Source organism: Fundicoccus culcitae (assembly GCF_024661895.1).
Lineage (GTDB): Bacteria > Bacillota > Bacilli > Lactobacillales > Aerococcaceae > Fundicoccus_A > Fundicoccus_A culcitae.
In genome coordinates this window covers 1143048-1167421 of sequence record NZ_CP102453.1, presented here as the reverse complement: position 1 = coordinate 1167421, position 24374 = coordinate 1143048, and the positions used below count along the sequence as shown (strand labels likewise).

General features: G+C 39.1%; 21 protein-coding genes. 18 read left to right on the top strand and 3 right to left on the bottom strand.

Annotation, left to right across the window (positions count from 1 at the left end; genetic code table 11):
- Positions 1 to 51 precede the first annotated feature (51 nt).
- Together NRE15_RS05355 and NRE15_RS05350 are read left to right on the top strand one after the other, a co-directional pair.
- On the top strand, positions 52 to 1596 hold the full coding sequence (locus NRE15_RS05355) for a glycosyltransferase family 39 protein (RefSeq protein WP_313794567.1): 1545 nt from the start codon (positions 52 to 54) through the stop codon (positions 1594 to 1596).
- Between the two features lie 174 nt (positions 1597 to 1770).
- On the top strand, positions 1771 to 2280 hold the full coding sequence (locus tag NRE15_RS05350; protein WP_313794566.1) for a hypothetical protein: 510 nt from the start codon (positions 1771 to 1773) through the stop codon (positions 2278 to 2280).
- 1807 nt (positions 2281 to 4087) lie between these two features.
- On the opposite strand, the gene NRE15_RS05345 is transcribed toward NRE15_RS05350, so the two are convergent.
- Positions 4088 to 4966: a LysR family transcriptional regulator gene (locus NRE15_RS05345; protein WP_313794565.1), complete on the bottom strand. Its 879-nt coding sequence runs from the start codon at positions 4964 to 4966 to the stop codon at positions 4088 to 4090.
- 112 nt (positions 4967 to 5078) lie between these two features.
- Between NRE15_RS05345 and NRE15_RS05340 the strand changes: the two genes are divergently transcribed.
- From NRE15_RS05340 to NRE15_RS05330, 3 genes are all read left to right on the top strand, one after another.
- Entirely contained in the window at positions 5079 to 5654 is a 576-nt protein-coding gene (locus NRE15_RS05340; RefSeq protein WP_313794564.1) for a DapH/DapD/GlmU-related protein, read from the top strand.
- On the top strand, positions 5655 to 6389 hold the full coding sequence (locus tag NRE15_RS05335; RefSeq protein ID WP_313794563.1) for an SDR family oxidoreductase: 735 nt from the start codon (positions 5655 to 5657) through the stop codon (positions 6387 to 6389).
- A 63-nt stretch (positions 6390 to 6452) separates the two neighbouring features.
- A complete protein-coding gene (locus NRE15_RS05330; protein WP_313794562.1) occupies positions 6453 to 7169 on the top strand; it encodes a RibD family protein in 717 nt (238 codons plus the stop codon).
- 1659 nt (positions 7170 to 8828) lie between these two features.
- On the opposite strand, the gene NRE15_RS05325 is transcribed toward NRE15_RS05330, so the two are convergent.
- Positions 8829 to 9479 carry an SDR family oxidoreductase gene (locus NRE15_RS05325; RefSeq protein WP_313794561.1) on the bottom strand — a complete coding sequence of 217 codons (651 nt, stop codon included), beginning with the start codon at positions 9477 to 9479 and terminating at the stop codon, positions 8829 to 8831.
- 220 nt (positions 9480 to 9699) lie between these two features.
- On the opposite strand from NRE15_RS05325, the gene NRE15_RS05320 reads away from it, so the two are divergent.
- The 6 genes from NRE15_RS05320 to NRE15_RS05295 all read left to right on the top strand — a co-directional run bounded on the left by NRE15_RS05320 (position 9700) and on the right by NRE15_RS05295 (position 17998).
- Positions 9700 to 10872, top strand: a complete 1173-nt coding sequence (locus tag NRE15_RS05320; RefSeq protein WP_313794560.1) for a DUF998 domain-containing protein — start codon at positions 9700 to 9702, stop codon at positions 10870 to 10872.
- Between the two features lie 29 nt (positions 10873 to 10901).
- The gene (locus tag NRE15_RS05315) at positions 10902 to 12410 is read left to right on the top strand and encodes a phosphohexomutase domain-containing protein (protein WP_313794559.1); all 1509 of its coding nucleotides are present in this window, start codon (positions 10902 to 10904) and stop codon (positions 12408 to 12410) included.
- A gap of 195 nt (positions 12411 to 12605) precedes the next feature.
- Positions 12606 to 14096 (top strand): M protein trans-acting positive regulator PRD domain-containing protein, encoded by a 1491-nt coding sequence (locus NRE15_RS05310; protein WP_313794558.1) that lies wholly within the window; start codon positions 12606 to 12608, stop codon positions 14094 to 14096.
- A gap of 786 nt (positions 14097 to 14882) precedes the next feature.
- A complete protein-coding gene (locus NRE15_RS05305; RefSeq protein WP_313794557.1) occupies positions 14883 to 15425 on the top strand; it encodes a hypothetical protein in 543 nt (180 codons plus the stop codon).
- A 70-nt stretch (positions 15426 to 15495) separates the two neighbouring features.
- A complete protein-coding gene (locus NRE15_RS05300) occupies positions 15496 to 17496 on the top strand; it encodes a hypothetical protein (protein WP_313794556.1) in 2001 nt (666 codons plus the stop codon).
- Positions 17497 to 17500: 4 nt separating this feature from the next.
- Positions 17501 to 17998 (top strand): signal peptidase I, encoded by a 498-nt coding sequence (locus tag NRE15_RS05295; RefSeq protein WP_313794555.1) that lies wholly within the window; start codon positions 17501 to 17503, stop codon positions 17996 to 17998.
- A gap of 98 nt (positions 17999 to 18096) precedes the next feature.
- Here the strand turns inward: NRE15_RS05295 and NRE15_RS05290 are convergent, their stop codons facing one another.
- Positions 18097 to 19968: a heavy metal translocating P-type ATPase gene (locus tag NRE15_RS05290; protein WP_313794554.1), complete on the bottom strand. Its 1872-nt coding sequence runs from the start codon at positions 19966 to 19968 to the stop codon at positions 18097 to 18099.
- Positions 19969 to 20391: 423 nt separating this feature from the next.
- On the opposite strand from NRE15_RS05290, the gene NRE15_RS05285 reads away from it, so the two are divergent.
- From NRE15_RS05285 to licT, 7 genes are all read left to right on the top strand, one after another.
- Entirely contained in the window at positions 20392 to 20925 is a 534-nt protein-coding gene (locus NRE15_RS05285; protein ID WP_313794553.1) for a sigma-70 family RNA polymerase sigma factor, read from the top strand.
- A 79-nt stretch (positions 20926 to 21004) separates the two neighbouring features.
- Complete coding sequence (locus tag NRE15_RS05280) at positions 21005 to 21211, top strand: hypothetical protein (protein ID WP_313794552.1); 207 nt, start codon at positions 21005 to 21007, stop codon at positions 21209 to 21211.
- Positions 21212 to 21246: 35 nt separating this feature from the next.
- Positions 21247 to 21477 carry a DUF2922 domain-containing protein gene (locus NRE15_RS05275; RefSeq protein ID WP_313794551.1) on the top strand — a complete coding sequence of 77 codons (231 nt, stop codon included), beginning with the start codon at positions 21247 to 21249 and terminating at the stop codon, positions 21475 to 21477.
- Positions 21478 to 21542: 65 nt separating this feature from the next.
- Positions 21543 to 21830, top strand: coding sequence for a hypothetical protein (locus tag NRE15_RS05270; RefSeq protein WP_313794550.1), 288 nt, complete (start codon positions 21543 to 21545; stop codon positions 21828 to 21830).
- The gene (locus NRE15_RS05265) at positions 21817 to 22032 is read left to right on the top strand and encodes a phage holin (protein ID WP_313794549.1); all 216 of its coding nucleotides are present in this window, start codon (positions 21817 to 21819) and stop codon (positions 22030 to 22032) included. Before NRE15_RS05270 ends, NRE15_RS05265 begins: the two co-directional genes overlap by 14 nt.
- The gene (locus NRE15_RS05260) at positions 22032 to 23288 is read left to right on the top strand and encodes a glucosaminidase domain-containing protein (RefSeq protein WP_313794548.1); all 1257 of its coding nucleotides are present in this window, start codon (positions 22032 to 22034) and stop codon (positions 23286 to 23288) included. Before NRE15_RS05265 ends, NRE15_RS05260 begins: the two co-directional genes overlap by 1 nt.
- Positions 23289 to 23505: 217 nt before the next feature.
- Positions 23506 to 24339 carry a BglG family transcription antiterminator LicT gene (gene licT / locus NRE15_RS05255; RefSeq protein ID WP_313794547.1) on the top strand — a complete coding sequence of 278 codons (834 nt, stop codon included), beginning with the start codon at positions 23506 to 23508 and terminating at the stop codon, positions 24337 to 24339.
- The last annotated feature ends 35 nt before the right edge of the window (positions 24340 to 24374 follow it).

The following is a 24374-nucleotide window of genomic DNA, read 5'->3' as shown; positions in this document are numbered from 1 at the left end:
CCCCCAAAAAAGGTGTATAATAAATAGACTTTACTTGAAAGAAGGATATTTATGCACGCAAAACGATGGTTCCCAATAGCTTTTGTAGGAACTATTATCATAATCGTCGCCACACTATTCTATTATTTTAATTTAAAACAAGGCTATCATATTGACGAACTTTATACTTATGGGTTGTCCAATTCTTATTACCAACCGATGCCCTTTGACCATAACCAATGGCTTGATGGATCCTATTACTTGAATTACTTGAGCCCGACGATTGAAACACGCTTTGCTTATGATTCGGTCTATTATAATCAAGTGCAGGATGTTCATCCTCCCTTGTATTATTTTATTGTTCATACGGTTTCGTCAATCTTCCCTGGTGTATTTACAAAATGGATTGGGTTATCCATTAATGGTGTTTTGCACATATTAATTTTCGTGCTTTTATACTTTCTATTAAAAACGATAACTAAAAAACCGTGGATATCCCTTGCTGGATCAGCTTTTTGGGCTTTGAGTGTAGGCGCACTTTCGAGCGCTGTTTTTATTAGGATGTACCAATTAGTGACTTTGTGGCAATTAGCGTTATTGTACTTATTAGTTAATTTTTTGAACAAATCGGTAAATATAAAGTGGGCTTTACTGGGTGTTGCGCTATTAGTTTATTTAGGCGGATTAACACATTATTATTTTTATGTTTACGCCTTTCTCCTGGTAGCCACCGTCTGTCTTATTTTCTTATTCCAAAAACGATTCAAAGATTTGTTTGCCTATGGTATGAGTGCCGTAGCAGGTGTCTTAGCAGCTTTTGCGACCTTTCCAGCCGTTTTCACGCATCTTTTTGATTCCAACCGTGGCACTGAAGTGCTTGAAAATGCGGAGAATCTTGAGCTCACGCGCCAAAATCTCTTTGTCGTTTTTATCAAACACGATTTGTTTTTAGACATCCGCCTACGGTATGTTCTGCTCTTTGCCATTATTTTAAGTGCTTTTTTACTGATATTTATTCATAAAAATAAATATCACAGTCTTTTGACTTCCTTAGTACTTGTAGCTTTTCCAGCAGTTACTTACGTTTTTTTGGTTCAACAATTATCGCACTATCAGACACCGCGCTATATTTATTCAGTTTATCCGATATTGGTGGCAAGTCTAGTTGTGATTCTGTATTACGGGTTACGCGGGTTAATTAGGAATCAGAAAATAGTAACTTCCTGTGTGATGCTTCTCTTAGCGACAGGTTCAATCTATAGTTTAATGACGACCTTGCCGGAGTATTTATTTCTATATAAACCGCCTTTAGTATCCTTGGTTGAAGATAGTCAGGACCAAGCCATCATGGTTTTAGGGGATGAATATTGGAAAGTCGCCCGTGAGGTCGACGATTTGGCTTATTTTGATCAAATCTATCCTTCGATCATCACCAATAGTTTGACTAATTTGCCGGATACTGTTGATAAGGAACAACTATATGTTCTAATGATGCCCAATGAGAATAATGACGTTCCAAAAGTCATTGCTAATATTGCCAATAAATATCAGATGACAGTGGTTGAAGAAACCCTTGTTGAACAAGATGAAATTTTATATAAATTAATACACGAATAAATATCGCAGCCTCTTTATGTTAGAGAGGCTGTTTTTGTGTTTCAAAAGAGGTATTTATTGAGAAAATAAAATAAAAGTCAAAAATAGTCAAAAAAAGGTTTGACATTCTCTGACTAATGGTTTATTATATATATGTAGCCCGATGAGGGTGATAATTTTAAAGGGATGATTTTTATGATGAACACTTATACTGTAAAGGCTGAGGTCAATAGTGAAAAGTTTGGAAAAGGTCAATTAGTGGCTCATTTGAATGAAGAGGAAATTGTCGAATATGCCAATTTAACGGACAAGGATCGTCTAGAATATTTGAAAAAACATGGAGCATCTTTCCAAGTAGATGTTAATGCATTAGAGGATAAAGATATTGCTGAATATAAAGTAGCTTCTGCTACCAATGCTGATATTCAAAACGGTAGTTCAACACCTCGCGTGACACGCAAAATGCGTATGAACATTAATGGTCAAGATACCGGTTGGGTAGATGTTACTGAAGAAAATGAAGAACAATATAATAGTATGTTGAATCAATTTAATGATATGCACCAACGCTTTAATGATCGTTTCAACAGCTTATTCGATTTACCACCACGTAGAATGTTAGGTTTTGGAACTCGTCAACGTTTAAACAATACTGACAAAGAAACTGACACCCAGACTGAAACTGACAACACCCAAGAAAACTAATAACTAATAATTAATTTATGAACCCCTGCGGCTTTCTTTTTGCGAGAAAGCCGCAGGGGTTTTTTGTTGTGTGAATGATTTATGAGTCGGGTAAATGGTAAGCGGGAAGTGAGCGGACGTTAAGTAATGCTAATGGGTCATCAAATGACACATTTTCGTGACTGAATAAAGCTAATCTGTCGTCTTTTCAAGTAGGAAAAGACAGAATAGCCTATTCTGCTCTGTCCAAAATCTGGATCAAAAAGTAAGTGGTAAATGAGAAAACGTTATTGTCACTCAGATATTTCCTTGTGACAATAGCTTAGATGAGCATTGAAAGACGGCTTATCACTTCCTGCTGACGGCAGCGAAGCTTATGTTCTTCCTTGCCACCGGGGCGAACGCCAAATGAGTCGCTGTTTGGCGGGGGGTTCGGGGACGAACGCCAAATGAGTCGCTGTTTGGCGGGGGATTAACGGGTGAACGCCAAATGAAACGCTGTTTGGCGGGGGATTGGGGGCTCGTCATTCACTCTTCCATTTGCTCAACCCACTTGCTGGCTTTCTTTACCAATCGACGTCCGCCAATATCAGTTGCCGGCTTTCAGTAGAAATCGAAAGCCGGCAAATCAAACTGTAAGATACGACTTATCAAATCACCGGTCATTTACTTCCGCTTACGGTAAATGAGGTGAGCAGATAAGAAAAGAGGTTAAATGGAGTTCTAAATGACTGAACTCTATAAGAATTGTTTTCTATCCTCAGGTATTCAATAGCTGTTCACTTCACATTTACTTAAAGTAGCAGTCAAATTGAGTTAGGTTGCACACCCAGACTCAGACCTGTCGGTGTGTAAGCAATATGTATTTGGTTGGACATTCAGCTTTCTAGGTATGCAAGGATACAGCATTGGCTATTAGTATAGTTTGAGTTTAAAATGTACACATGTACTTCTAACTCCTCAGAAGTTAAAGCGATGCGGAAGCACTTGTACTTCTGACTACCTAGAAGTTAAAGCGATGCGGCAACACATGTACTTCTAACTCCTCAGAAGTTAAAGTGATGCGGCAACACTTGTACTTCTAACTCTTCAGAAGTTAAAGCGATGCGAAAACACTTGTACTTCTAACTACCCAGAAGTTAAAGCGATGTACAAACACTTTAACTTCTAACCCCCCAGAAGTTAAAGCGATGTAGAAACACTTGTACTTCTAACCCCCCAGAAGTTAAAGCGATGCGGAAACACTGGTACTTCTAACTCCTCAGAAGTTAAAGCGATGCGGAAACACTTGTACTTCTAACCCCCCAGAAGTTAAAGCGATGCGGAAACACTGGTACTTCTAACTCCTCAGAAGTTAAAGCGATGTAGAAACACTTTAACTTCTAACCCCCCAGAAGTTAAATCGATGCGGAAGCACTTGTACTTCTGGGCCCTCAGAAGTTAAAGCGATGTAGAAACACTTTAACTTCTAACCCCCCAGAAGTTAAAGCGATGCGAAAACACTTGTACTTCTAAGTCCTCAGAAGTTAAAGCGATGTAGAAACACTTTAACTTCTAACTCCTCAGAAGTTAAAGCGATGTAGAAACACTTTAACTTCTAAGTCCTCAGAAGTTAAAGCGATGCGAAAACACTTGTACTTCTAACCCCCCAGAAGTTAAAGCGATCCCAAAAAAACAATACAATCTTCCTTTACCAAAGATATTTAGCAAAAGTAAGCGGGAAGTGAGCCTTCACTTCCCGCTTTATTGCCTTTAAACTTATTATTTGTGCTAAAAGGCGTGTTAAATGACAACGGCCAGCCTCCTAACCCCCCACCCCCCGACACCACTAACCCACCATCTCACGGAATGTCTTCAAATACAATTCGGCTGCGGGGGAGAGGTAGGCGTTTTTCTTCCAAACTAGATATAAGTTGGCGGGCAAGTTTGGTTTCAAGGGTAAGAAAGCGACATCGCTATCACCCGTTGTGTTAACAATGTTGGCGAGTGTCATGACGTAACCAAAGCCTTCGGCGGCCATTAAGGCGGCGTTGTTAATTAGGTTATACGAAGCGACAACATCGCAATTTTCAAAGTCGTCCCCTAACCAACCGGACAACTCGTTGGCAGAGTAGGCTTGCTGAGAGACGATTAAGGGGAGGTCACGCAAAATCTCGGGCGTGATGCTGTGATATTTATTTAAGGGGTCGTCTTTTCGGAGTAAAATGCCCCATTGGTCGGTATAGTTCAGTTGAAGGGTGTGGTATTTTTCGAGGTTGGGGCTGCCAACGACGAGCACAAAATCCAGCAGGCCTTTATCCAGGCGGGCGAGCATGTCAATGGCGTTACCACTGTTGATTTCGTAGGTGATTTTGGGGTGAGTCGCCTTCAAACGGCTAAAGGTTTTGATCAACTGGCGAAAGCCTTGGGTTTCAGCACATCCAAAAATGACTTTCCCGTTCATTTCTTGCTTGTCTTGGCGCAAATCGGCAATGGTTTTGTCGGTCAGCTCGACAATTTCTTTGGCGCGATCGCGCAATTGCAGGCCGGCTTCGGTTAAGGTCATTTGGCGGCTCGAGCGAATAAATAACTCTGCGTCAACAATTTCTTCCAGCTTATTGATTTGTTTTGAAAGGGTTGGCTGTGTCACGTGGAGGATTTGAGCGGCGCGGGTCATGTTTCCTTCTTGGGCAATGGCTAAAAAATAACGTAATAGTCGTGTATCCATCAAAACACCTCTTTTGTATTATTCCTTTTAGTCATTATAATGTATTCAATATAACCATTTCAAATAATACGTCGCATCCTTTACAATAAAAGTATCACAAGGAGGCGATGATTTGTTAGAAGAATTATTAGAACATCTCAATGCAGGAAAAGCACTGATTGCCGGTAATGAATTTGAAGCGACGATGCAGTCCGTTAGTATCCAAACACAAGAACGATTAGCCGAAATGAACAACAGCTATCATACCGATGAGGAAATGCGCGCAAAAGTTGAGAGGATATTAGGTTATAGCATCCCTGAGTCCACACGAATTCGACAACCGTTTTATATGGATTTTGGTAAAAACATTCAATTTGGTGAAAATGTTTTTATTAATGCCAGTGTGCATATGCAAGATCAAGGTGGCATCAAAATTGGCAATAATGCTCTGATTGGGCACCAAGTTGTGTTAGCCACTCTGGACCATGACCTTGAGCCCTCAAAACGAGGGAATTTACATCCGGCGCCTATTGTCATTGAAGAGGATGTGTGGATTGGGGCCAATGCAACGATTCTGAAAGGTGTAACCATTGGCAAAGGGTCGGTCGTTGCGGCTGGTTGTGTCGTCAATAAGGATGTCCCACCTTATTCGGTCGTCGGTGGTATCCCGGCCAGAGTTATTAAAAACCTTACAGTGGAGGAAAAATAAATGGAATTAAACGATAAAGTTGTTATTATTACAGGTGCTTCCAGTGGAATTGGAGCAGCGACTGCTGAATTATTAATTGAAAAAGGCGCTCGTCTTGTTTTAGGGGCAAGACGTGTGGATAAATTAGCCGACCTCGCCAATAAATACCCCGATGCTAACGTTGTTTATCAACAAACCGACGTTACCAAGTTTGAAGATCTTGAAGACCTTGTTCAACTAGCTAAAGAGCGCTTTGGTCGCGTTGATGTTTTATTCAACAATGCGGGTATTATGCCAACAGCGCCCCTGGTTGACCGCAAACTTGATGAATGGCAACAAATGTTAGACACCAATATTATGGGGGTTTTACACGGTATCGCTGCCGTTTTACCAACCATGGTCGAACAGCAATCGGGTCACATTATCGCGACGGACTCGGTGGCAGGTCATGTGGTCTATCCCAATTCAGCCGTTTATTGCGGGACGAAATTTGCGGTGCGTGCCATTATGGAAGGTTTGCGTCAAGAACAAAAGGATAATAATATCAAGTCAACCATCATCTCGCCCGGAACGACAGACACCGAACTTTACCAAACTATCAACGATGCCGAAGATTCGCAAATGATTTATAAGATGCAAAAAGAAATCGGCATCAAACCGCAAGACATTGCTAAAGCCGTTGTTTACGCCATCGACACCCCGGCCGAAGTGACGATTAGCGACATGATTATTCGCGCTTCAAAACAATCCGTTTAACCCCAATAAATATCCCTTATATTACAGGGATATTTATTAAAAGAAGAAAGGGCTGTGTGTTAAATGAAACCTTATGTATTAATCCATACTTTAATGACTTTAGATGGCAAAATTAATTCGGTTGATGTGCCGCGTTTCACAGGAACCAGCGAGTTGTATCAAGCCTTGGCTTTATATCCTGACCAGCAAGTTTTTGATATTGATGGGTATTTAAACGGCCGGACCTCGACCGATGATAACATTACCCACTATCGTACACCGGCGGTGAATGAAAAGGCTGCCCCAGTGCCAGAAGGTGATTTTGTGGCGGTTGACGATGCGACGATGTATTACATTTCGATGGATCCATGGGGTCGATTGGGTTGGGAAACCAATGACGTCTTTTACGGCAAGGTCCATGCCCATGTGATTGAAATCCTGACCGATCAAGTGTCAAACGCCTATAAAGCTTTTTTACGTCAACTAAATATCTCCTATATTATTGCGGGGGAAAATGCGATTGACAAGCCTTTGGCTTTACGGAAATTAGCAGAGTTATTTAATATTCAACGCATGATGATTGGCGGTGTCATTAACTGGTCCTTCTTATCGGAAGGCTTGGTTGATGAAGTGAGTATTTTGATGGGAGCTTTTGCTAACGGAGACCCTGACATGCCGGCATTATTCACCGCTAAAGCTGGTTTGTCGGAGATTAAACCCATTGCGTTTGAGTTAATCGATGTGCAAGCTTTGGAACATGATGCGGTGTGGCTGCGGTATAAGGTGAAAGGGAATGAGTAGGGAAAAGTGTAGAGGATGATTACTCGCTAAATGAAACTTAAGCTGGTATGACCTTTTCCACTAAAGTCATATCAGAAAATCTAAGTAAAAATAACCACCTTTCACTTCCTGGTTTCCATCCGCCATTCAACTTGATGAGAGTAAGTGGGAAGTGAAGAACCGTCATTTCCCACTTCTGCTGTACCAGCGCACACACATTGGAGCAGTTGTTGTGAGCGTGATGATAGGCGCACACATATTGGAGCCGTTGTTGTGAGCGTGAAACTAAGCGAGAAATGTGTGATCATTTAATAAACTACAAATTAGGCTATTCGGTCATCAAACTAGGTAGTTGGTGACCGATTAGCTTTATTTAACGTTCGCTCACTTCCCGCTTACGTTGAGGTAAGTGGGAAGTATAGGAACAGGTTGATTTCGGACACAGTGTCATGCTAGACAACTTATTCTCAATTGGGTGGCGAAGCCCTTATATCTCTTCGCCATCAATCAAATTGGATGGCGAAGCACAAATACGTCCTCGCCATCAATCAAATTAGGTGGCGAATCACAAATATCTCCTCGCCATGTAAGCGGGAAGTGATAGGCCGTCTCTCAATGCTCAACTAAGTTATTGTCACATGGAAATATCTGAGTGATAATAACGTTTTCTGATTTCCCACTTACTTTTTTATCCAGATTTTGGATAGAATAGGCTAATCTGTCTTTTGCTACTCGAGCAGATGACAGATTAGCTTTATTTGGTTACAAAAATGAGTTATTTGTTGACCGATTAGCTTTACTCAGTCACGAAATCAGTCATTTGTTGACCGATTAGCTTTACTTAACATCCGCTCACTTCCCGCTTACGTTCGCGCACACAACAATTGCTCGAATATGTGAGCGCTCCAGTTCGCGCACACAACAAGCATCCGAATATGTGAGCGCTCTGGTTCGCGCACACAACAAGCATCCGAATATGTGAGCGCTCCAGTTCGCGCACACAACAAGCGCCTGAATATGTGAGCGCCTCGGTTCGCGCACACAACAAGCATCCGAATATGTGAGCGCTTCAGTTCGCGCACACAACAAGCGCCTGAATATGTGAGCGCTCAGTTCACGGTAAGCGGGAAGTGATAGGCCGTCTCTCAATGTTCAACTAAGTTATTGTCACATGGAAATATCTGAGTGATAATAACATTTTCTGATTTACCACTTACTTTTTTACCCGGATTATGGACAAAATAGGCTATTCTGTCTTTTGCTACTCGAGCAGATGACCGATTAGCATTATTTGGTCACAAAAATGAGTTATTTGTTGACCGATTAGCTTTACTTAACATCCGCTCACTTCCCGCTTACTCGCCACCAATCAAAATTTTCCGGACCCACCTTAGGTAGGTGGTCAATCACTTATTTCCTAATTACGATTAGCTTTATTCCACGTCCATTTAAACGACTCACTTACAACTGAGTGACAATGAACAAGTTTAATGTCATACAGGAAACCCCCCCTCGCCACCAATTAAAATTATGAATCTATCATTAGGTGACGACCGGCCCGCTTACTTCCCCCTAACACCCAAGAACCCAAACACCCAAAAACCCTAGGAATCTGTACAAATCGAATAGATTCCTAGGGTTTTAAATTTAGCAACGTATTTACAGAAACCTTCTGCAACTCTACACCGATTGAACGGCCTCATCCACAGCGACATCACCGGCCAAGACTTCAAATTCTTTCCCGATGGTTGAATCATGCTCTAATACAGCAACTAGGACGCGCGCAACATCTTGGCGGGAAATTTCAGCAATTTCATTACCCATCCCCACCTTAACCTGACCCGTGCCAGCTTCATCGGTTAAGATACCTGGGTGAACAATCGTCCAATCCAAGTCCGTGCGTGTCTTCAACCATTCGTCGGCATAATGCTTGCCAATCGTATAGTAGCGTAAATCATTTTGCTTATCCATTTCTTGGCGGCCTGTTCTAAATGTACTTACCATGACAAAACGTTTCACGCCAGCTTTTTCAGCAGCTTCCATTGCTTTGACAGCGCCATCTAAGTCGACGGTGAAAATTTTATCTAGGCCTTTACCCCCAGCGCCGGCACTGAAAATGACTGCGTCCATGCCAGCTGCAACAGCGGCCAAATCGTCAACACTGACCTTACTCAAATCCAACAACACAGTTTCAATCCCACGCTCATCGAAAAAAGCTTGTTGTTCAGGATTGCGAATCATGGCTCTTTCATTAATTGTTGGATGGTCTTTCATGATATCAGCAAATTGACGTCCCACTTTACCATTAGCGCCTATAAATAATACCTTCATTTTCTTGCTCCTCCTAAAATTATTCTACTTTAATTCTATCATTCACCGCATTTAATTCCAAAAAAAGTGTTTCAAGCCTCCGTAAAAGCTCCCCAATCATCATCCTCCCCACGACAAGCAACCCCATTATTCATTTCACAAATAATATTTACAAATTGCCCTCCAAGGCTTTCTAGGTTATACTCAAATTAGAAAGCGTATACTAGTAGGAGGTATTATCATGGAACCTAAACATGAATTAGAACTAAATGTCTATTCGGAATATCCCTTAGATATAGCCCAAAAAAATAAAATTCAACTCGAAATTAGTGGGAAAACCTATATCCTACAAGCTGATCAAACACAGCCAGAAGAACAACGCGTGGCTTTGCGTTTGTTTTTAATTCCTTCAATCATCGTCGCCATCATTTTCTATGCTTTTTTTGCTATTCGTGGTGACCGTTTAATTCCATTATCTGGAACAGTTTCGGTCGCCTCCATGACGATTCTCCTGGGTGTCATTAGTGGTTTAATCACATTCGCGGTCTTCTTTATCAAACAAAAACGACGCCGACAGCCTAATTTAGAAAAGATTTATTGGCGGAATTTTCCTACTATCATGATTTCCTTCGCTATTATTGTCGCCATTATTTTACTGTTTGCCTTTTGGGTTTTAGGGCGGTTGTTCGTGGGTTTGTATTTAGATATTTATTTAGCGACTTTATTTGCTTTTATTTTTATCGCTGTGATTCAATATTCGGCTTTGAATTTTGTCCTAATTTTGTCGTTCTCACTAATGATAAAACTCTTGATATCTGTGATTTTAACGGGTGTCGTGATTGCGATGATCACAAATGGCGAAGCGCAATGGTGGCAAGATAATTTATCGTTTCTTGGGACGGGCGATGCTGCCAATAGCTGGCAATTCAATTTAACACTCATTTTAGCGGCGTTTTTACTGATTGCTTTGATTGATTACTTGTTCGTTACGCTAGCCGAATACTTCCCTAAACACAAAGGCTTATTTATTTTACGCATTTTGTTGACGGTCATGGCCATCAGCTTAGGTCTGGTGGGCTATTTCCCCGCTGATGGCCCCGGTAGAATGCCCGAGTATCACAACCAAGCCGCGGGGATGCTCGTATATATGGTTATCGCAATGATTGTTGGTATTAAATGGTTTGTCCCCAATATTTCGCGCGAATTTCTAATCATTTCCTACGCAATTGGTGCGACACTGCTCGTTATTACCCTTTTGTATGTCAACGGTATTTATATGACGTTGACAGGTTTTGAAATCATTTGTTTTTTACTGGCCCTCACATGGCTGATGCTACTTTTACAAGTTCTCATTGGTAAAACCGAACCTCCCGTGCCCGTTTTTCAAGTTAAAGTTCACAACCATGCCCCTTAAACTAAATATCTCTGCGAAAGGTGATAAAAATGACATTAGAAAAATTAATTAACGGATCCGATATCCGCGGTATTGCGATTAAAACGGACGACCATGACGTTAACCTCACAGAGGAAGCCATCCGTAAAATCGCCCATGGTTTTGTGCATTTTTTAAGCGAAGAAAAACAGATTGAACGCCGTCCGTTAAAGATTGCGGTGGGTGTGGATAGTCGCTTGAGTGGACCCGCAATAAAAAACAGTTTAATTGAGACATTTATTGAAGTGGGTGTTGAAGTTTTGGATGCCGAGATGGCGACGACACCGGCTATGTTTATGGCAACGCAATATGCAGAATTTGATGCCGATGGCAGTATTATGGTGACCGCTAGTCATTTGCCGTATATGTATAATGGCTTGAAATTTTTTACGAAAACCGGTGGAGCGGAACATGAAGATATGGATACCCTTATAAAGCTAGCCGATAACCCAATTGAAGCCCCAACTAAAGGTTCTGTCAGCAAAATCGCTTTAATTCCGCGTTATGCCCAAGATTTAGTTGAACGGATTCAAAAAGGAACGGACAGTAGCGAACCATTGGCCGGCATGCGGATTGTATTAGATGCGGGTAATGGTGCGGGCGGCTTCTTTGCCAGTCAAGTATTAGCCGTTTTAGGCGCTGATACCCGTGGTAGTCAATTTTTAGATCCTGATGGCAATTTTCCAAATCATGTGCCTAACCCGGATAATAAAGAAGCGATGGCAAGTATTCGCCAAGCGGTTTTGGATAATCAAGCAGACCTAGGAATTATTTTTGATACAGATGTCGACCGGGCTGCGGTTGTGGCTTCCAATGGCGAGGTTATCAATCGGAACAATTTAATTGCCGTCCTAGCGCATATTGTGTTAGAGGAAGAGAAGGGGGCTACGATTGTAACAAATTCACCTACTTCTTCACATTTAAAAACTTTTATTAATCAATTAGGTGGTAAGCAATACCGACATATTTCGGGTTATCGTAACGTGATTAACAAAGCCATTGAATTAAATGCTGCTGGGATTTCGACGCCTTTAGCCATTGAAACCAGTGGGCATGCTGCCTTTAGAGAAAATTATTTTCTCGATGATGGGGCGTATGTGGTGGCGAAAATTTTGATGTTGTTGCCAAAACTACAGTCACAAGGCCGTCAATTAAGTGATTTGATTCAAGAATTGCAACAACCCGCTGAAACCCAAGAAGTACGCTTTCCTATTAAGGTTGACAACTTTAAAGCCTATGGGCAACAAGTCATTGATGATATGGCCGGGTTTGTTGAAAAGACGGATGGCTTTGATATTGAAACGGATAATCACGAAGGGATTCGTGTGAATGTTACAGAGCCCTTTGGGAGCGGCTGGTACTTGTTACGTTTAAGTTTGCATGAACCCCTGTTAGTCTTACAAGTCGAAAATGATGAAGCCGGAGCTAACCAAAAAGTCTTTCAGCAACTATATACCTTTTTTAGGACCTATGATGCACTTGATTTAGTAAAGCTAGATCAACAGCTTGATAGAGATTAAAGTAGCTAATTTAAATTTAATGTAACTTTAATGATAAAATTTATCTCTATAAACTATCGATTAAATTAAAATAATTTATTAAAAATCAAAGTTATTATTTTTTTCTTATAATAAATTTGATATAATAATCCCTAAAGTCTGACACAGTAAATATCTTAATATTGAACCTTTACTGTTATTATATGGAGGGATGTTATGCGCCAGATAATGAGTAGAACGAATGTTAGGCGTATGGATTTAATTCAATTTTTATATGATGAAAATGATTGGGTAACGCTTGATTCTATCGTGCAAGCCGTTGGTTGTTCTGAAAAAACTTTCTTAAAAGATATTGCAGAACTCGAAGCGATATTCCCAACAATAAAAATAAATAATATTCAAAAACTATATCGACTTGAATTAGAAAACGATTCGGATATCCAACAAATTATGAAATATTTTTTAGCGGAAATACCGATGCTAAAAATGGTTGAAGACATGCTGTATAAGCCAATTAATCACTTAAACGAAGTGGCTGAAGCAACTAATTCAAGCGAACCGACCATGTATCGCTTATTAGCCGAGTTCAATCAGTTTTTGCGCAAGCAATATAATATTGAAATTAAAGGACGGCCCTATTATTTTGAAGGCAATGAGGTGGATATACGGTTTTTCTATTATCAGTACTTCACGGAACGCTATTGTATAATGGAATGGCCTTTTCCAACAATAGACGAAAAGCCATTTGAAGAATTAATTTTATATTTTACCAAGAGTAACAATTTACCGATGAAGTTTGCCAGCTTTAGATCGATGAAGCTTATGACGGCGGTCAATCTATTGCGGGGGTTAGCGGGTCATAACATTGAAAATATTGATGATTCCATTCGTGAGTATTATGACCAAAAACAGAAAAACCCTAAATTTTTGCAGCAAGCGGAGTATTTTCAAACAACGTTTGGCAAACCCCTTGATTATGACCAAATTTTTGATTTGTTTGTCAATTTTAATCATACAAACCATTACTTTAATTATGCTGAACTGGTCGAAGCCAGTCAAACAGATGCCAAAGTGAAGGCTCTTTTGTCAGATATAGAAGCAATGGTCAGCCATTTAAAAAAGACCTTTGGCTTGGAATTAACTAATCCAGAAGCTTATATATTTACGCTGTATAATACGGTTTTAATTGATCGTCAAAATACGACCTCGAGTTTCTTGCTGGTGGATCGAATCGGTAATTTTTGTCATAAACTTAAGAAAAAGTATCCTGATTTTTACCAAGAAGTTGAGCAGGCTGCGATTTATTTGGTGAAGCACTATAATTCAAAATGTACCACGACCTTACAAAACTATTTGATTTATATTATTTTTAATCATTGGGATCAACTAGTGGTTCAATTGAATGAAATTGAACCGAAGATTTATATTTTAGTTATCAGTGATTTGGATGATTTTCATGTGAAGGCGATCTGTGATCTCGCTAACTATTACACCTCACAAAATGTGATCGTTGAAGCCTTTCAAGATTTAACCATCGACATAAATAACTTGGAACAATCCAAATACCATATCATCGCCACCAATGTACATATTGAGCAAATCAAAAACAAGCAAATCATTTTTTACGATGATCTAATTACGAACGAGGTAATCATTAAAGTGCAAAAAGCCCTTTTTGATGTTCGTGCAAATTTGAAGAATAGCTAATGAATCTATCAGAGACTGTATGCATTTTTACATGCGCACAGTCTCTTTTAAGTTCTAAAGACCTTAAGTAAATATCGCTGAATAAGCCATTTTTAACTAAAAAGTATTTCGAATTCTAAAGAAAAGATTAAATTATGTAGAATTCGAAATAAATTTAACGAAAGCTATTGCAATCTGTTCAAGTGAGTATTAGAATATTCCTCAGTCGACTAAAGAGATCTATTTTAAACAGCTGGAAAATCGGGAAGAAGCAGAGTGTGGGTCTGAAGTATTAATAAATAATATAGAATCGTTTAAATAATTAGGATTAAATTGCCTATATTAAAATTTGCTAATAAAGACGATAAATAGGGATATACATTGAAAACTCCACTAAAAATAATTTTAAAAAAACTATACAAAACGATTGCCTAAATTATTAGAGTATGTTATAGTTGTTTTTGGAAATTTGCGGTTATTAAAGGGATTCATTAATAAACCGTCATTTATTTCAATGGAATACATAGAAAAGTATGTATCTCTCATCGCTTCGTTAAGAATCGGTATCATCAAACAAAATCGGAGGTTGTAAATACTTCATCAAATATTGCTACGTTAATTCGATCCAATGCACGTTAGATATCTATAAATAAGCCTAACATAGTGCTTTTAAACAGAAAAAGAAAATGAGGGATTTACCATGAAAAAACAAATAAAAAGCAACAAAATCACATTTTACTCTTAGCCATCTTATTATTAGTTGTTGGAACCTATGGAACTTTTTCATACTTCACTGATTCAACAACCATGGGAGATATTAGCCTATCGACTGGGACGGTAAGTCTTTCAGATGATAATAATGCAACCAACCAATGGCGTTATATGCCACTGAATGATCATGTTAATACTGTTATGCGTAATGGTTCGGGAACTGTGGCAGTCGCTGCAGGCGATTATGTTTCAGGGGCTAATTTTTCTAACTTACGTCCAGGGGATTACTTTGAAAAAGTCTTCGAAGTTAACTATGATGGGTCACTCGTTGCCGATGTAACGTTTGATTATAGCACCTTATCTAATATGTCTGATTTTGAAATTACCGCAACGATTGATGGTGTCGCCGCCAATGCAACACAAACCTTTACGGAAGTTCAACCTAATACAAGCTTTCTAGTAACTATCCGAGTGGGTGTGCCGATTCAATCTTCTGTCAATGAAACATTTGGTAGTGGTCGTAATGTAACCGGTGGGAAAATGTCGACTTTAACAGATGCTTTCACGATTACAGCGATTCAAAATAATGTCGTTGATCATTCGACGGAAACAATTGCGAATGGGACGGTTAAACCTTAGTAAAAAAGCAACAAACCCGGAATAGAAGAGATATTTATTTTAGGGGTTTTAGATTGAAAGAAGGATTGACATGCTTAAAAAATTGCGCGTATTAGGTCTTTTGGTGATGTTTCTCGTGTTGAATACAGTGGCAATTAAACAAGCGCAAGGATTTTTTAAGGATGACAATCTTCAATCTGAAACGGTGCGCTTAGAAACGGGTTATTTAGATTTGGCGACTATTTCTAATAGTCAGCTGGATCTTTCGGTGGAAAAAAACGAACAATCCATTGTTATCCGTAATAATGGCACATTAGCGGGAGCGGTATACTTTAAAGTGACTGCCCAAGCGATTACCAATAGCCAATTTTATTCGAAGCTGACCTTAAATCAACAAGCGGTTAGCCAGTTAAATCAAATGAATCTATTAGAAACAAATGGGCATCCTGTGATAGTAGAACCAGGTGAACAATTAAGCCTAACCATCAAGGCGGATTATCCCATGGATATACGCATAGACGAAGTTTATCACTTAACGGTCGGCTTAATTCAGACCAATTTAATCGATCAAATAGAAAGCAGTCAGCAAGTGACCTATGGTTTTAATGATTCACAAACAATGGATGTTAAATTAGTAGCCAACAGTGATAGTTCAACACCGGCAGGTTGGCCGACTGAAGCTGAATTTGCCCAAGCGGAACAACTTGAATCGAATAAGTTATTTTATGTGTTTAATTATTTATTATTTGGTTCAAACCAAGCCCACGGTGGTAGTGGGAAGTTGTCTACCATTGAACCAGGGAAGATCTTTATTAAATTACCAGAGAATGCGACGATTACCTATAGTGATAAGCAGCTAGTTAATCATGTTATCAAAAGTTTTTCAGCTCATTATAGTGTGGAAGTGACCTATTACAAAAATCTTGGTTTTGAAGTAGATATTTATTTAAAAAATAATTTGAATGGGTTAGATAGTGAAGCGATGTTAATCCAAACCACCGATATCTTGTTAGCTTCGGGACGCTATGATGCGACGACCCATATTCCTTGGATGCAAATTGCGGATTTTGCCAGACCGTTAATTTTAAATACGGATATTAGTCATTCAGGCCCAGATTATGTTAGCCTGGCTTCGAATCGAACGATAACAACGTCACAAGTTGATTCGGTGCATCAGTTGTATTATTTAGCCAAGCGAAATTGGAATACCTATGCCACGGCAGTAACGCAAGATTTGTCTACTTATCTTAGTGTTGAAGTTTCAGGACCGTTTACAGCTAGTTTGACTAATAATCAATTAGCCATTCGACAAACAACAAATGTCGCCAATCAAACAGGGAATGTTATTTTACGCTCAAAGTTAACCGGGCAAATTGTTTTAACGCGACCGCTAGTTTCGATTCGAACCAGTAACTTTGCGATTCCGACCGAAATGTTTACCCCACTTGATGCCAATACATCGGTTTATACGACTCCGGTAAAAGTTGAAGCTAGTCAAACGGTAGCAACTAATCGTGTCGAAACCATGCGGGTCGCGCAAGAACAAACCATCGAGGTTTATATTAAATTTGAAGAAGCTCTATCGCCTTTGACTGAATTTACCTTTGAACAACTACCAAAAGGTTATCAGTTAATTGATGCGGTTCGTCATGAAAACAATCATTATATTAAAGCCACCTTTGCGGTGTCATTTGAAGAAGTAGTTGTTGAAGCAAGTACACCCCAAACGCAAAGGGTTGCTACGAGTGCTAGTCTTCAAACGGTAGCTCAACCTAGCATGTCATTGAAACTGACGCATAGCCTGACGAATGCCTCGCAGTGGTTAACGGTTTATTTTGCGGTTGAAGAACAGCTTGAAGTGATTGAGGAAAGTATCATGTCGTCAGACGTTGAAAGTGAATCGAGTGAATCTGACAGCGAACATTTGGAAAGCGCGTCAATTCCGGTGGAATCTGTTGCTGATCCAAACATTGAATCGGTAGACAGCCAATTACCCACTGAATCAGTGTCTGAAAACGCGGATGTTATAGCTGATGAAACGCCATCTGAAGTAGGTGTTGAAGCGGAAAGCCCGGAAGTCGAAAAGGAGTAAGCTAATGAAAGTCATCAAACAATTAATCAATATCTTGCTTAATATTAGCGTGTTTTTGTTAATATTTTTAATGGTATTAAATTTTATGTCGAATCCTTCTAGTTCCGGTTTGTTCGGTTTGAAAGGTTATAGTGTCTTGAGTAACAGTATGCAACCGACATTTTCAGCGGGTGATTATCTGATAGATTATCAAACGGCATATGAAGATTTAAAGGAAGGGGATGTGATTACCTACCTCTTAGACAATGGCATCATCGTCACCCACCGCATTACGGCTGAGACGAGTGACGGATTTGTTACCCAAGGCGATGCCAATGAATTTGCCGATGACATGCCGGTCACCAAAGAGGCTTATATTGCCCAATATCGGTTTCATATTCCTTACTTAGGGCAACTTCTCATCGGGTTGAGTCAGCCGATAGCCTTTATCACTCTCATTTTTATCCTTGCGATTTATCTGCTAGGCATTTACTTGAGCAATCGTCACTTGGAAGAGAACTAAAACCTAACTCCTTTAAATAAATAACGCTAATCCTCACCTTGAAGCAGTGGAGACTAGCGTTATTTTCTTTCCTAACGTTATTTAAATGTGACAACAAATTAATTCAAGGCATGTTCTGGTGAACCAGAAGGGGTAACTTTTTCACCTTCATCTTTATTACTTAATAAGCGGAGACCATTCAATATAACTAAAATAGTAGAACCTTCATGGAAAATAACGCCAGTTGGTAAATCTAACCATCCTAAAAGATTTAAGGCGATTAAGATAATAATGACTCCAACAGCAAAAGTAACGTTTTGTTTGATAATCCGGTTAAGACGATTGCTTAACTCATAGCTGTAATACAATTTATTTAAATCATTTTTTACGATAACGACATCAGCGGATTCCATGGCAACGGATGAACCTGAACCCATGGCAATCCCAATTTCGGCATTGGCTAAAGCAGGGGCGTCATTAATCCCATCACCGATCATCCCAACGACTTGATCGTTACTTTGGTAGTCAATGACAAAATTGATTTTATCTTCTGGTAAACAGTTGGCATGGTAATGTTCTATACCAAGTTCATTGGCAACTATTTTAGCCGTTTTTTCATTGTCACCCGTAATTAATTGGACATCGACACCACTATTTTTGAAGTTTGTAACAGCACGTTTAGCTTCTTGACGAATTTGATCAGCTAAAGAGAAGTAACCAATAATGGTATTGTCTTTACCTACGAAAATAACTGTTTCACCATCATCGGGTTGGTAGTTATTGGGGTTTGCATAATTTTCAAAATAGGAAGGTTTTCCTACAATTAAAGACCCTTTTTTAACACCCGTCCCAGCAACTTCTTCAACTGGCTCTGTCATGTTGACGTTTGATAAATCGACTTCAGGGAACGAATGCGTAATGGCTTCAGCAATTGGATGGCTAGATTGTTGTTCCATATAAATAACTTCAGCTAAATAGTCTTCTTCGATTTGATAATTGATTACTTCGAATTCACCTTTGGTTAAGGTTCCCGTTTTATCACTAAATAAAATATCCATCGTACTTAAAGCTTCCATGGCGGCTCCACCTTTAAAGAGAACCCCATTATTGGCTCCATTAGAGATAGCTGATAAGGTAGCAGGTGTCGCTGAAGCAACTAATGCACAAGGACTAGCAACGGTTAATAAAACCATGCCGCGATAAAAGGCATCTGAGAATGGCATTTGATTGAATACCATTAATGCAATAATAAATATTGGTACTGCAATCAAAACGATAATAACGTAGCGGGATTCAATCCGATCAATAAAGGAAGCAATTTTTGAAGGGCGGCCTTGAGCTTCTTCAACCATACGGATAATGTTAGAGAAAACGGTTTGGTCACTCGTTTTATTTACCGTTAAATGAAAAGCATTACCTTCATTAATTGTACCGGCATAGACTTCGTTGCTTGGATGTTTTTCAACTGGCACTGACTCACCCGTTAAAGCAGCTTCGTTAATAATAGTGTGTCGATCGATCACACCATCAATCGGAACTTGGGCGCCTTTAGCAACAACAACCGTTTGACCAATCTTTAATTCGGAGGTTGAAACCTTTACAGTTTCGCCGTTATCTAAGAGTAGCAAAGCCGTATCAGGTACATGTTCGAGTAAGGCTTCGATAGCGTTTGTTGATTTATTCGTCGCATAGTCTTCGAGGACTTCTGCACCCGCAAAGATGAATAAGAGCATAGCTCCTTCTGATTCATAATTGATTAACACAGCTCCTAAAGCGGCTAAAATCATTAATAAATCGACATTTGGTGAACGGTCTTTAACGGTTTCGACAATGGCATTTTTAGCTGCAAAGAAACCTAAAAAGAAAATGGCAATATAAAAGCAAATACGGCTAAGTAATGGGTTAAAGCCGAAGGCAAATCCTAAGATAAGAAAAAGCGTTCCTAACAAAAGGAATTGACCTTCACGCTCTTTAAGCAGAAATTGTATCATAAATAAGTCCCTTTCTATATTTAATTTGATAATTATAGTTTATTCAAAATCAAAATAAGAGTCAAGTTAATTAAAATCATTCTAAACTAGAAAAGTTTTATCGTCTTTTTAGGGTAATCTTATTAGGAGTTTACAGTGAGAAAAAGGTGTATTAGAGGTATTTAACAAGCTTTTTGATGATTGTATCATGTATCATTTTTACAGATGAATAAATGATAACTTGATACTTTAATTATAGATAATATTTATTCAAAAATCAAAAAAGATTGTTCTCATGCGAATAATTAAGGAAAAATTAATTAGCTCCTTCAATTTTTTGGGATTTAAGGCTAAAAATCACGTTTTTCTTGATATTGACAATAAATCCAGTAACGAATATATTTAAATCAATTATAAAATTCAAGAAAAAACAAGGGGGTTTACATGAGAAAGAGTATAGTTGAAAAAGAGTCAATCTTATTGCAGTTCGATCCAATTGTCCATAAAACGTTGAATCGAATGGGAATTCGCTCGACGCATTTATTTTATGAAGATTACGCACAAGAATTACGCATCAAGATGATTGCGTTATATGAACGCTTTGAAGGTAATCCAATCGATAATGAACGCTATCAATTTATCGCTTATGCTTCCAAAGGTTTGTACTGGTATTTATTAGATTTATTAAAAAAAGAAAGGCCTACGGTTTCGCTCCCATCCATCGACCTCGATGCACTGATTCACTCTTCCATTCAAGAAGCTCCTTTCCAGAGTCAAGTCAATCTACTGGCTTTTATATCCTCCATGCAAAATGTATTAACCCTCGAAGAACAAGGTTTGTTTTGGCTTTTAAATGATGACTCCCTCACCTTAAGAGAAATTGCAAATTACTACGATCTTAGCATTCCTGCTATCCACAAGCGTAAAGCTAAACTTCAAGCAAAACTATCTCCTTATAAAAATATTCTCAAAAACTAGTTAAATAAATCCCACTACCTTTCTTTTATAGGGTGTAAGGTCATATATCTTACAAATCGATGCAAAAGGAGGGATGAAGATGCCGGGTGAAAAAGAGTTTGTTAGTAGCAGTCTGCAGTTTAAGACCGTTGGGGTGGATGAAAAAGTAAAGTTAGCTTTAACCTTACCCAACTTAGCCAATCAAGCCGATCATAGTCAGATGATTGCGGTTCGAGACGCTTTGCAGTCCGTTTTTACAGATGCCATTGCTGAAACAATTGCTGTTGAAGTATATGCCATTTATTAGTGGGCAGGATTTATTAAATAGAAAGGAGGAATATAATGGAAGGAACATTAACTTTAGAATTGCTTTTCAAAGATACTAAGGGCGCAAGCAAAAAAGTAAATATCCGCAATGCTCAAGAGGCTTTAGATCGTGAAACGGTTGAAAATTTAGTTAATACACTCGTTAATTCGGATATTTTCGTTAAAGATGGCCTTGATTTATATGCGACCCCAACGGGTGCACGTTATGTAAGACGTACGGTCGAAGATATTTATATGGTTGATTAATTTAATGGTGGGCGTCCATTCAGTCATAGAACTGGATGGACGATTTTTTAGGAAGGAGGCAAGGTATGTCTGTGATTGAAGTAGGAGCGTTTGCCGGGGCTATCGTCGCGGTGATTGGGTTGATTAGCAAAATCGTTGGATTAATCACCTCGATTCAAAACTTGGTTCATCGTTTAGAGATTCTGCAAACATCGGTTGAAGACAGTAAGAAAGAACAACAATTTCTGCTCAATCGGATGAATGAACATGAACGGCGAATCCAAATGATCGAAATTACGATGCAGGAAATACATAAGGATGTGAGTGAGATAAAAGGGGATATAAAGGAGATGATGCGCCTTGCAATTAAATAATCGCATGTATGATAGGGCTAAATGGTTAGTTTTAGTCTTTATGCCAGCTTTGGCGGTCTTGTTAGCTCAATTAGGGGATGTTTTTGAATGGCAACAAGTCGACGTATATGTGTCAACACTTAATTTGTTGGCTGTTTTTCTAGGTTCTATTATGCAACTTTCTAGTCATAACTATTACAAGGATAAGGAGGAGGCAGACTAATGGTATCAGCCAGATATTTATTGGCGGTGGCAGAAAAATATCTTGGGGTTGTTCAAGGGAGTTTAGTGCATCGGGGGTTGATTGATAGCTATAATCGCGTTACGCCACGACCTATGGGGTATCAGATGACGTATGACGATCCGTGGTGTGATGCTTTTCTAACGGTTGTGGGTGATGAGTGTGGTGCCAGTCAGTTGATTGGACGTGAATGTGGCGTTCAGAGGCATATATATTTATTTAAAGAAATGGGCATTTGGAAGGGTCGGACAAAAGCTGTAGTAGGTGATATCGTGTGTTTTGATTGGGATGGGGGTGGTTTTGCTGATCATATTGGTTTGGTGGCTGAGGTGAGCGGTAATCGGATCACAACGATTGAAGGCAATTCCAACCGCTGTGTTGCTAAAAATAATTTTCAATGGGATGATGGGCGTATTGTGGGTTATGCCAGGCCGCGTTATGGACAAGTAATTAACTTGGTTGATGTAGTGGAGGAAGTAATTCGGGGGTTATGGGGAAGTGGCTTGGAAAGGCGGCAACGATTATTGGAAGCTGGTTTTAATGCGGATGCCGTCCAAGCATCGGTGAATGCAAAATTGGCAACAAGCGATAAAGGGCTTGTTTGTCAAGGTGTCAGTCTTTCTGAAGCAACTATTCAAGTGATTGTATCACTTGCACAAGCCTATCAGATTTTACCCAGTTTTCTGATTGTGATGTTGCATTATGAGTCTATGTGGGGGAATTCAGAAGTAGGGCGTTTGGATAATAATTGGGCGGGGATGACGTGGTCAGCTAATTACAAGGGTCATCCGGCGGTGTTAAAAACGCCTGGCTTAAGTCGCCCAGTAGATGAAGGTGGGCAGTATATTCATTATCAATCGAGTAATGATTTCTTGCAGGATTGGGTTTATTTATTGCGACCCAATCATAGCTATAAGGTTGCCGACCATGTGGATTTCTACCAGTGTATAAAAGGCTTATTTAAAGTAGGCGGTGCTAAGTATGACTATGCCGCTAGTGGTTATCAGCGGTATTTACAAGGGATGTCAAATCGAAAACAAGCCATCGAGCAAGCTAATCCAGGTAAATTAGCCTTAATTGATCAACAAATTTCATTAAGGCTAACGGTGGAGGAAATCGCAAAAGAAGTGATTCAAGGCAAGTGGTTTAATGGTGAAGCCAGACAAAAAGCATTGACGCAAGCAGGTTATTCGTATGAGCTTGTACAAGGTCGGGTGAATCAGTTGTTACTGGGATGACTAAACACCAAAAGCAGAAAACGAGGCGTGGGCATAACGGTGCCCAGCACTTATTAGCTGCTTTTGGTGTTTTTAGCATCGCCTAAAGAAAAGTTTAAATAAAACCTTAGGCGTTTGCATTTATAATAAATAAATGTTAATCTTTACTTAAGGATTGTTACCTTTGGAAAAAGGGCAAAACCTTAAAAGAGAGGTCGTAAAAAGAAGAGTTGTGAGTATGAATATAGAAAAAGTCATTAATAATAATATTGTGATTGCAAAAGATGCACAAGGGCAAGAAACGATTGCCATCGGTAAGGGTATCGGATTCCAAAAGAAAAAAGGAGATCTTATCCAACCAGACGCGATTGAAAAAACATTTGTTAATACGGATGCAGAAAATAGTAATCGATTACTAAAGCTATTAAGAAATATACCCATTGAACATGTTCAAATTGCTAATGATATTATCAATTATGCTAAGACTTCACTCGGCCAAGATTTAAATGAGAATTTATATATAACACTCACTGATCATATTAATTTTGCGATCGAACGTTTTGAGAATGGCGTACCGATTCAAAACGCTTTATTATGGGAAATCAAACGATTTTATAATCATGAGTTTCTTATTGGGAAAGAAGCCTTAGTGATGATTCATCAAAAACTAGGCTACCAACTACCTGAAGATGAAGCGGGATTTATTGCTTTACATATCGTCAATGCAAAATTGAAAAATTCTAATGTGGAACAAATCACGGAAATGACCAAAATTATTCAGAATATTTTGAAAATTGTTACTTATGAATTTAATATATCACTGGATGAATATTCCTTGGATTATGAACGATTTATTACCCATTTAAAATTTTTCGTGCAACGACTCTTTGTAGGACAAAAATTAGAATCCAAAGACGCCTCTGATTTTATCTTTATTTTAAAAGAAAAATATCGTAAAGAGTATCAGACGGCCTTAAAAATATCGGAATACATTGAAAATGACTTTAATCGTCGACTCGAGTCAGATGAATTAATGTATTTAACCATTCATATTAATCGAATAACAAAATAATCAGGATTGTTACTGTTAAATCAGGCTAGACCTTA

Excerpts from the sequence above, each read along its gene's own strand:
- licT (WP_313794547.1), top strand. The coding sequence starts at position 23,506 with ATGAATATAGAAAAAGTCATTAATAATAATATTGTGATTGCAAAAGAT.
- NRE15_RS05350 (WP_313794566.1), top strand. The coding sequence starts at position 1,771 with ATGATGAACACTTATACTGTAAAGGCTGAGGTCAATAGTGAAAAGTTT.
- NRE15_RS05270 (WP_313794550.1), top strand. The coding sequence starts at position 21,543 with ATGTCTGTGATTGAAGTAGGAGCGTTTGCCGGGGCTATCGTCGCGGTG.
- NRE15_RS05310 (WP_313794558.1), top strand. The coding sequence starts at position 12,606 with ATGCGCCAGATAATGAGTAGAACGAATGTTAGGCGTATGGATTTAATT.
- NRE15_RS05330 (WP_313794562.1), top strand. The coding sequence starts at position 6,453 with ATGAAACCTTATGTATTAATCCATACTTTAATGACTTTAGATGGCAAA.
- NRE15_RS05320 (WP_313794560.1), top strand. The coding sequence starts at position 9,700 with ATGGAACCTAAACATGAATTAGAACTAAATGTCTATTCGGAATATCCC.
- NRE15_RS05315 (WP_313794559.1), top strand. The coding sequence starts at position 10,902 with ATGACATTAGAAAAATTAATTAACGGATCCGATATCCGCGGTATTGCG.
- NRE15_RS05325 (WP_313794561.1), bottom strand. The coding sequence starts at position 9,479 with ATGAAGGTATTATTTATAGGCGCTAATGGTAAAGTGGGACGTCAATTT.
- NRE15_RS05260 (WP_313794548.1), top strand. The coding sequence starts at position 22,032 with ATGGTATCAGCCAGATATTTATTGGCGGTGGCAGAAAAATATCTTGGG.
- NRE15_RS05285 (WP_313794553.1), top strand. The coding sequence starts at position 20,392 with ATGAGAAAGAGTATAGTTGAAAAAGAGTCAATCTTATTGCAGTTCGAT.
- NRE15_RS05290 (WP_313794554.1), bottom strand. The coding sequence starts at position 19,968 with ATGATACAATTTCTGCTTAAAGAGCGTGAAGGTCAATTCCTTTTGTTA.
- NRE15_RS05295 (WP_313794555.1), top strand. The coding sequence starts at position 17,501 with ATGAAAGTCATCAAACAATTAATCAATATCTTGCTTAATATTAGCGTG.
- NRE15_RS05305 (WP_313794557.1), top strand. The coding sequence starts at position 14,883 with ATGGGAGATATTAGCCTATCGACTGGGACGGTAAGTCTTTCAGATGAT.
- NRE15_RS05275 (WP_313794551.1), top strand. The coding sequence starts at position 21,247 with ATGGAAGGAACATTAACTTTAGAATTGCTTTTCAAAGATACTAAGGGC.
- NRE15_RS05280 (WP_313794552.1), top strand. The coding sequence starts at position 21,005 with ATGCCGGGTGAAAAAGAGTTTGTTAGTAGCAGTCTGCAGTTTAAGACC.
- NRE15_RS05355 (WP_313794567.1), top strand. The coding sequence starts at position 52 with ATGCACGCAAAACGATGGTTCCCAATAGCTTTTGTAGGAACTATTATC.
- NRE15_RS05335 (WP_313794563.1), top strand. The coding sequence starts at position 5,655 with ATGGAATTAAACGATAAAGTTGTTATTATTACAGGTGCTTCCAGTGGA.
- NRE15_RS05345 (WP_313794565.1), bottom strand. The coding sequence starts at position 4,966 with ATGGATACACGACTATTACGTTATTTTTTAGCCATTGCCCAAGAAGGA.
- NRE15_RS05300 (WP_313794556.1), top strand. The coding sequence starts at position 15,496 with ATGCTTAAAAAATTGCGCGTATTAGGTCTTTTGGTGATGTTTCTCGTG.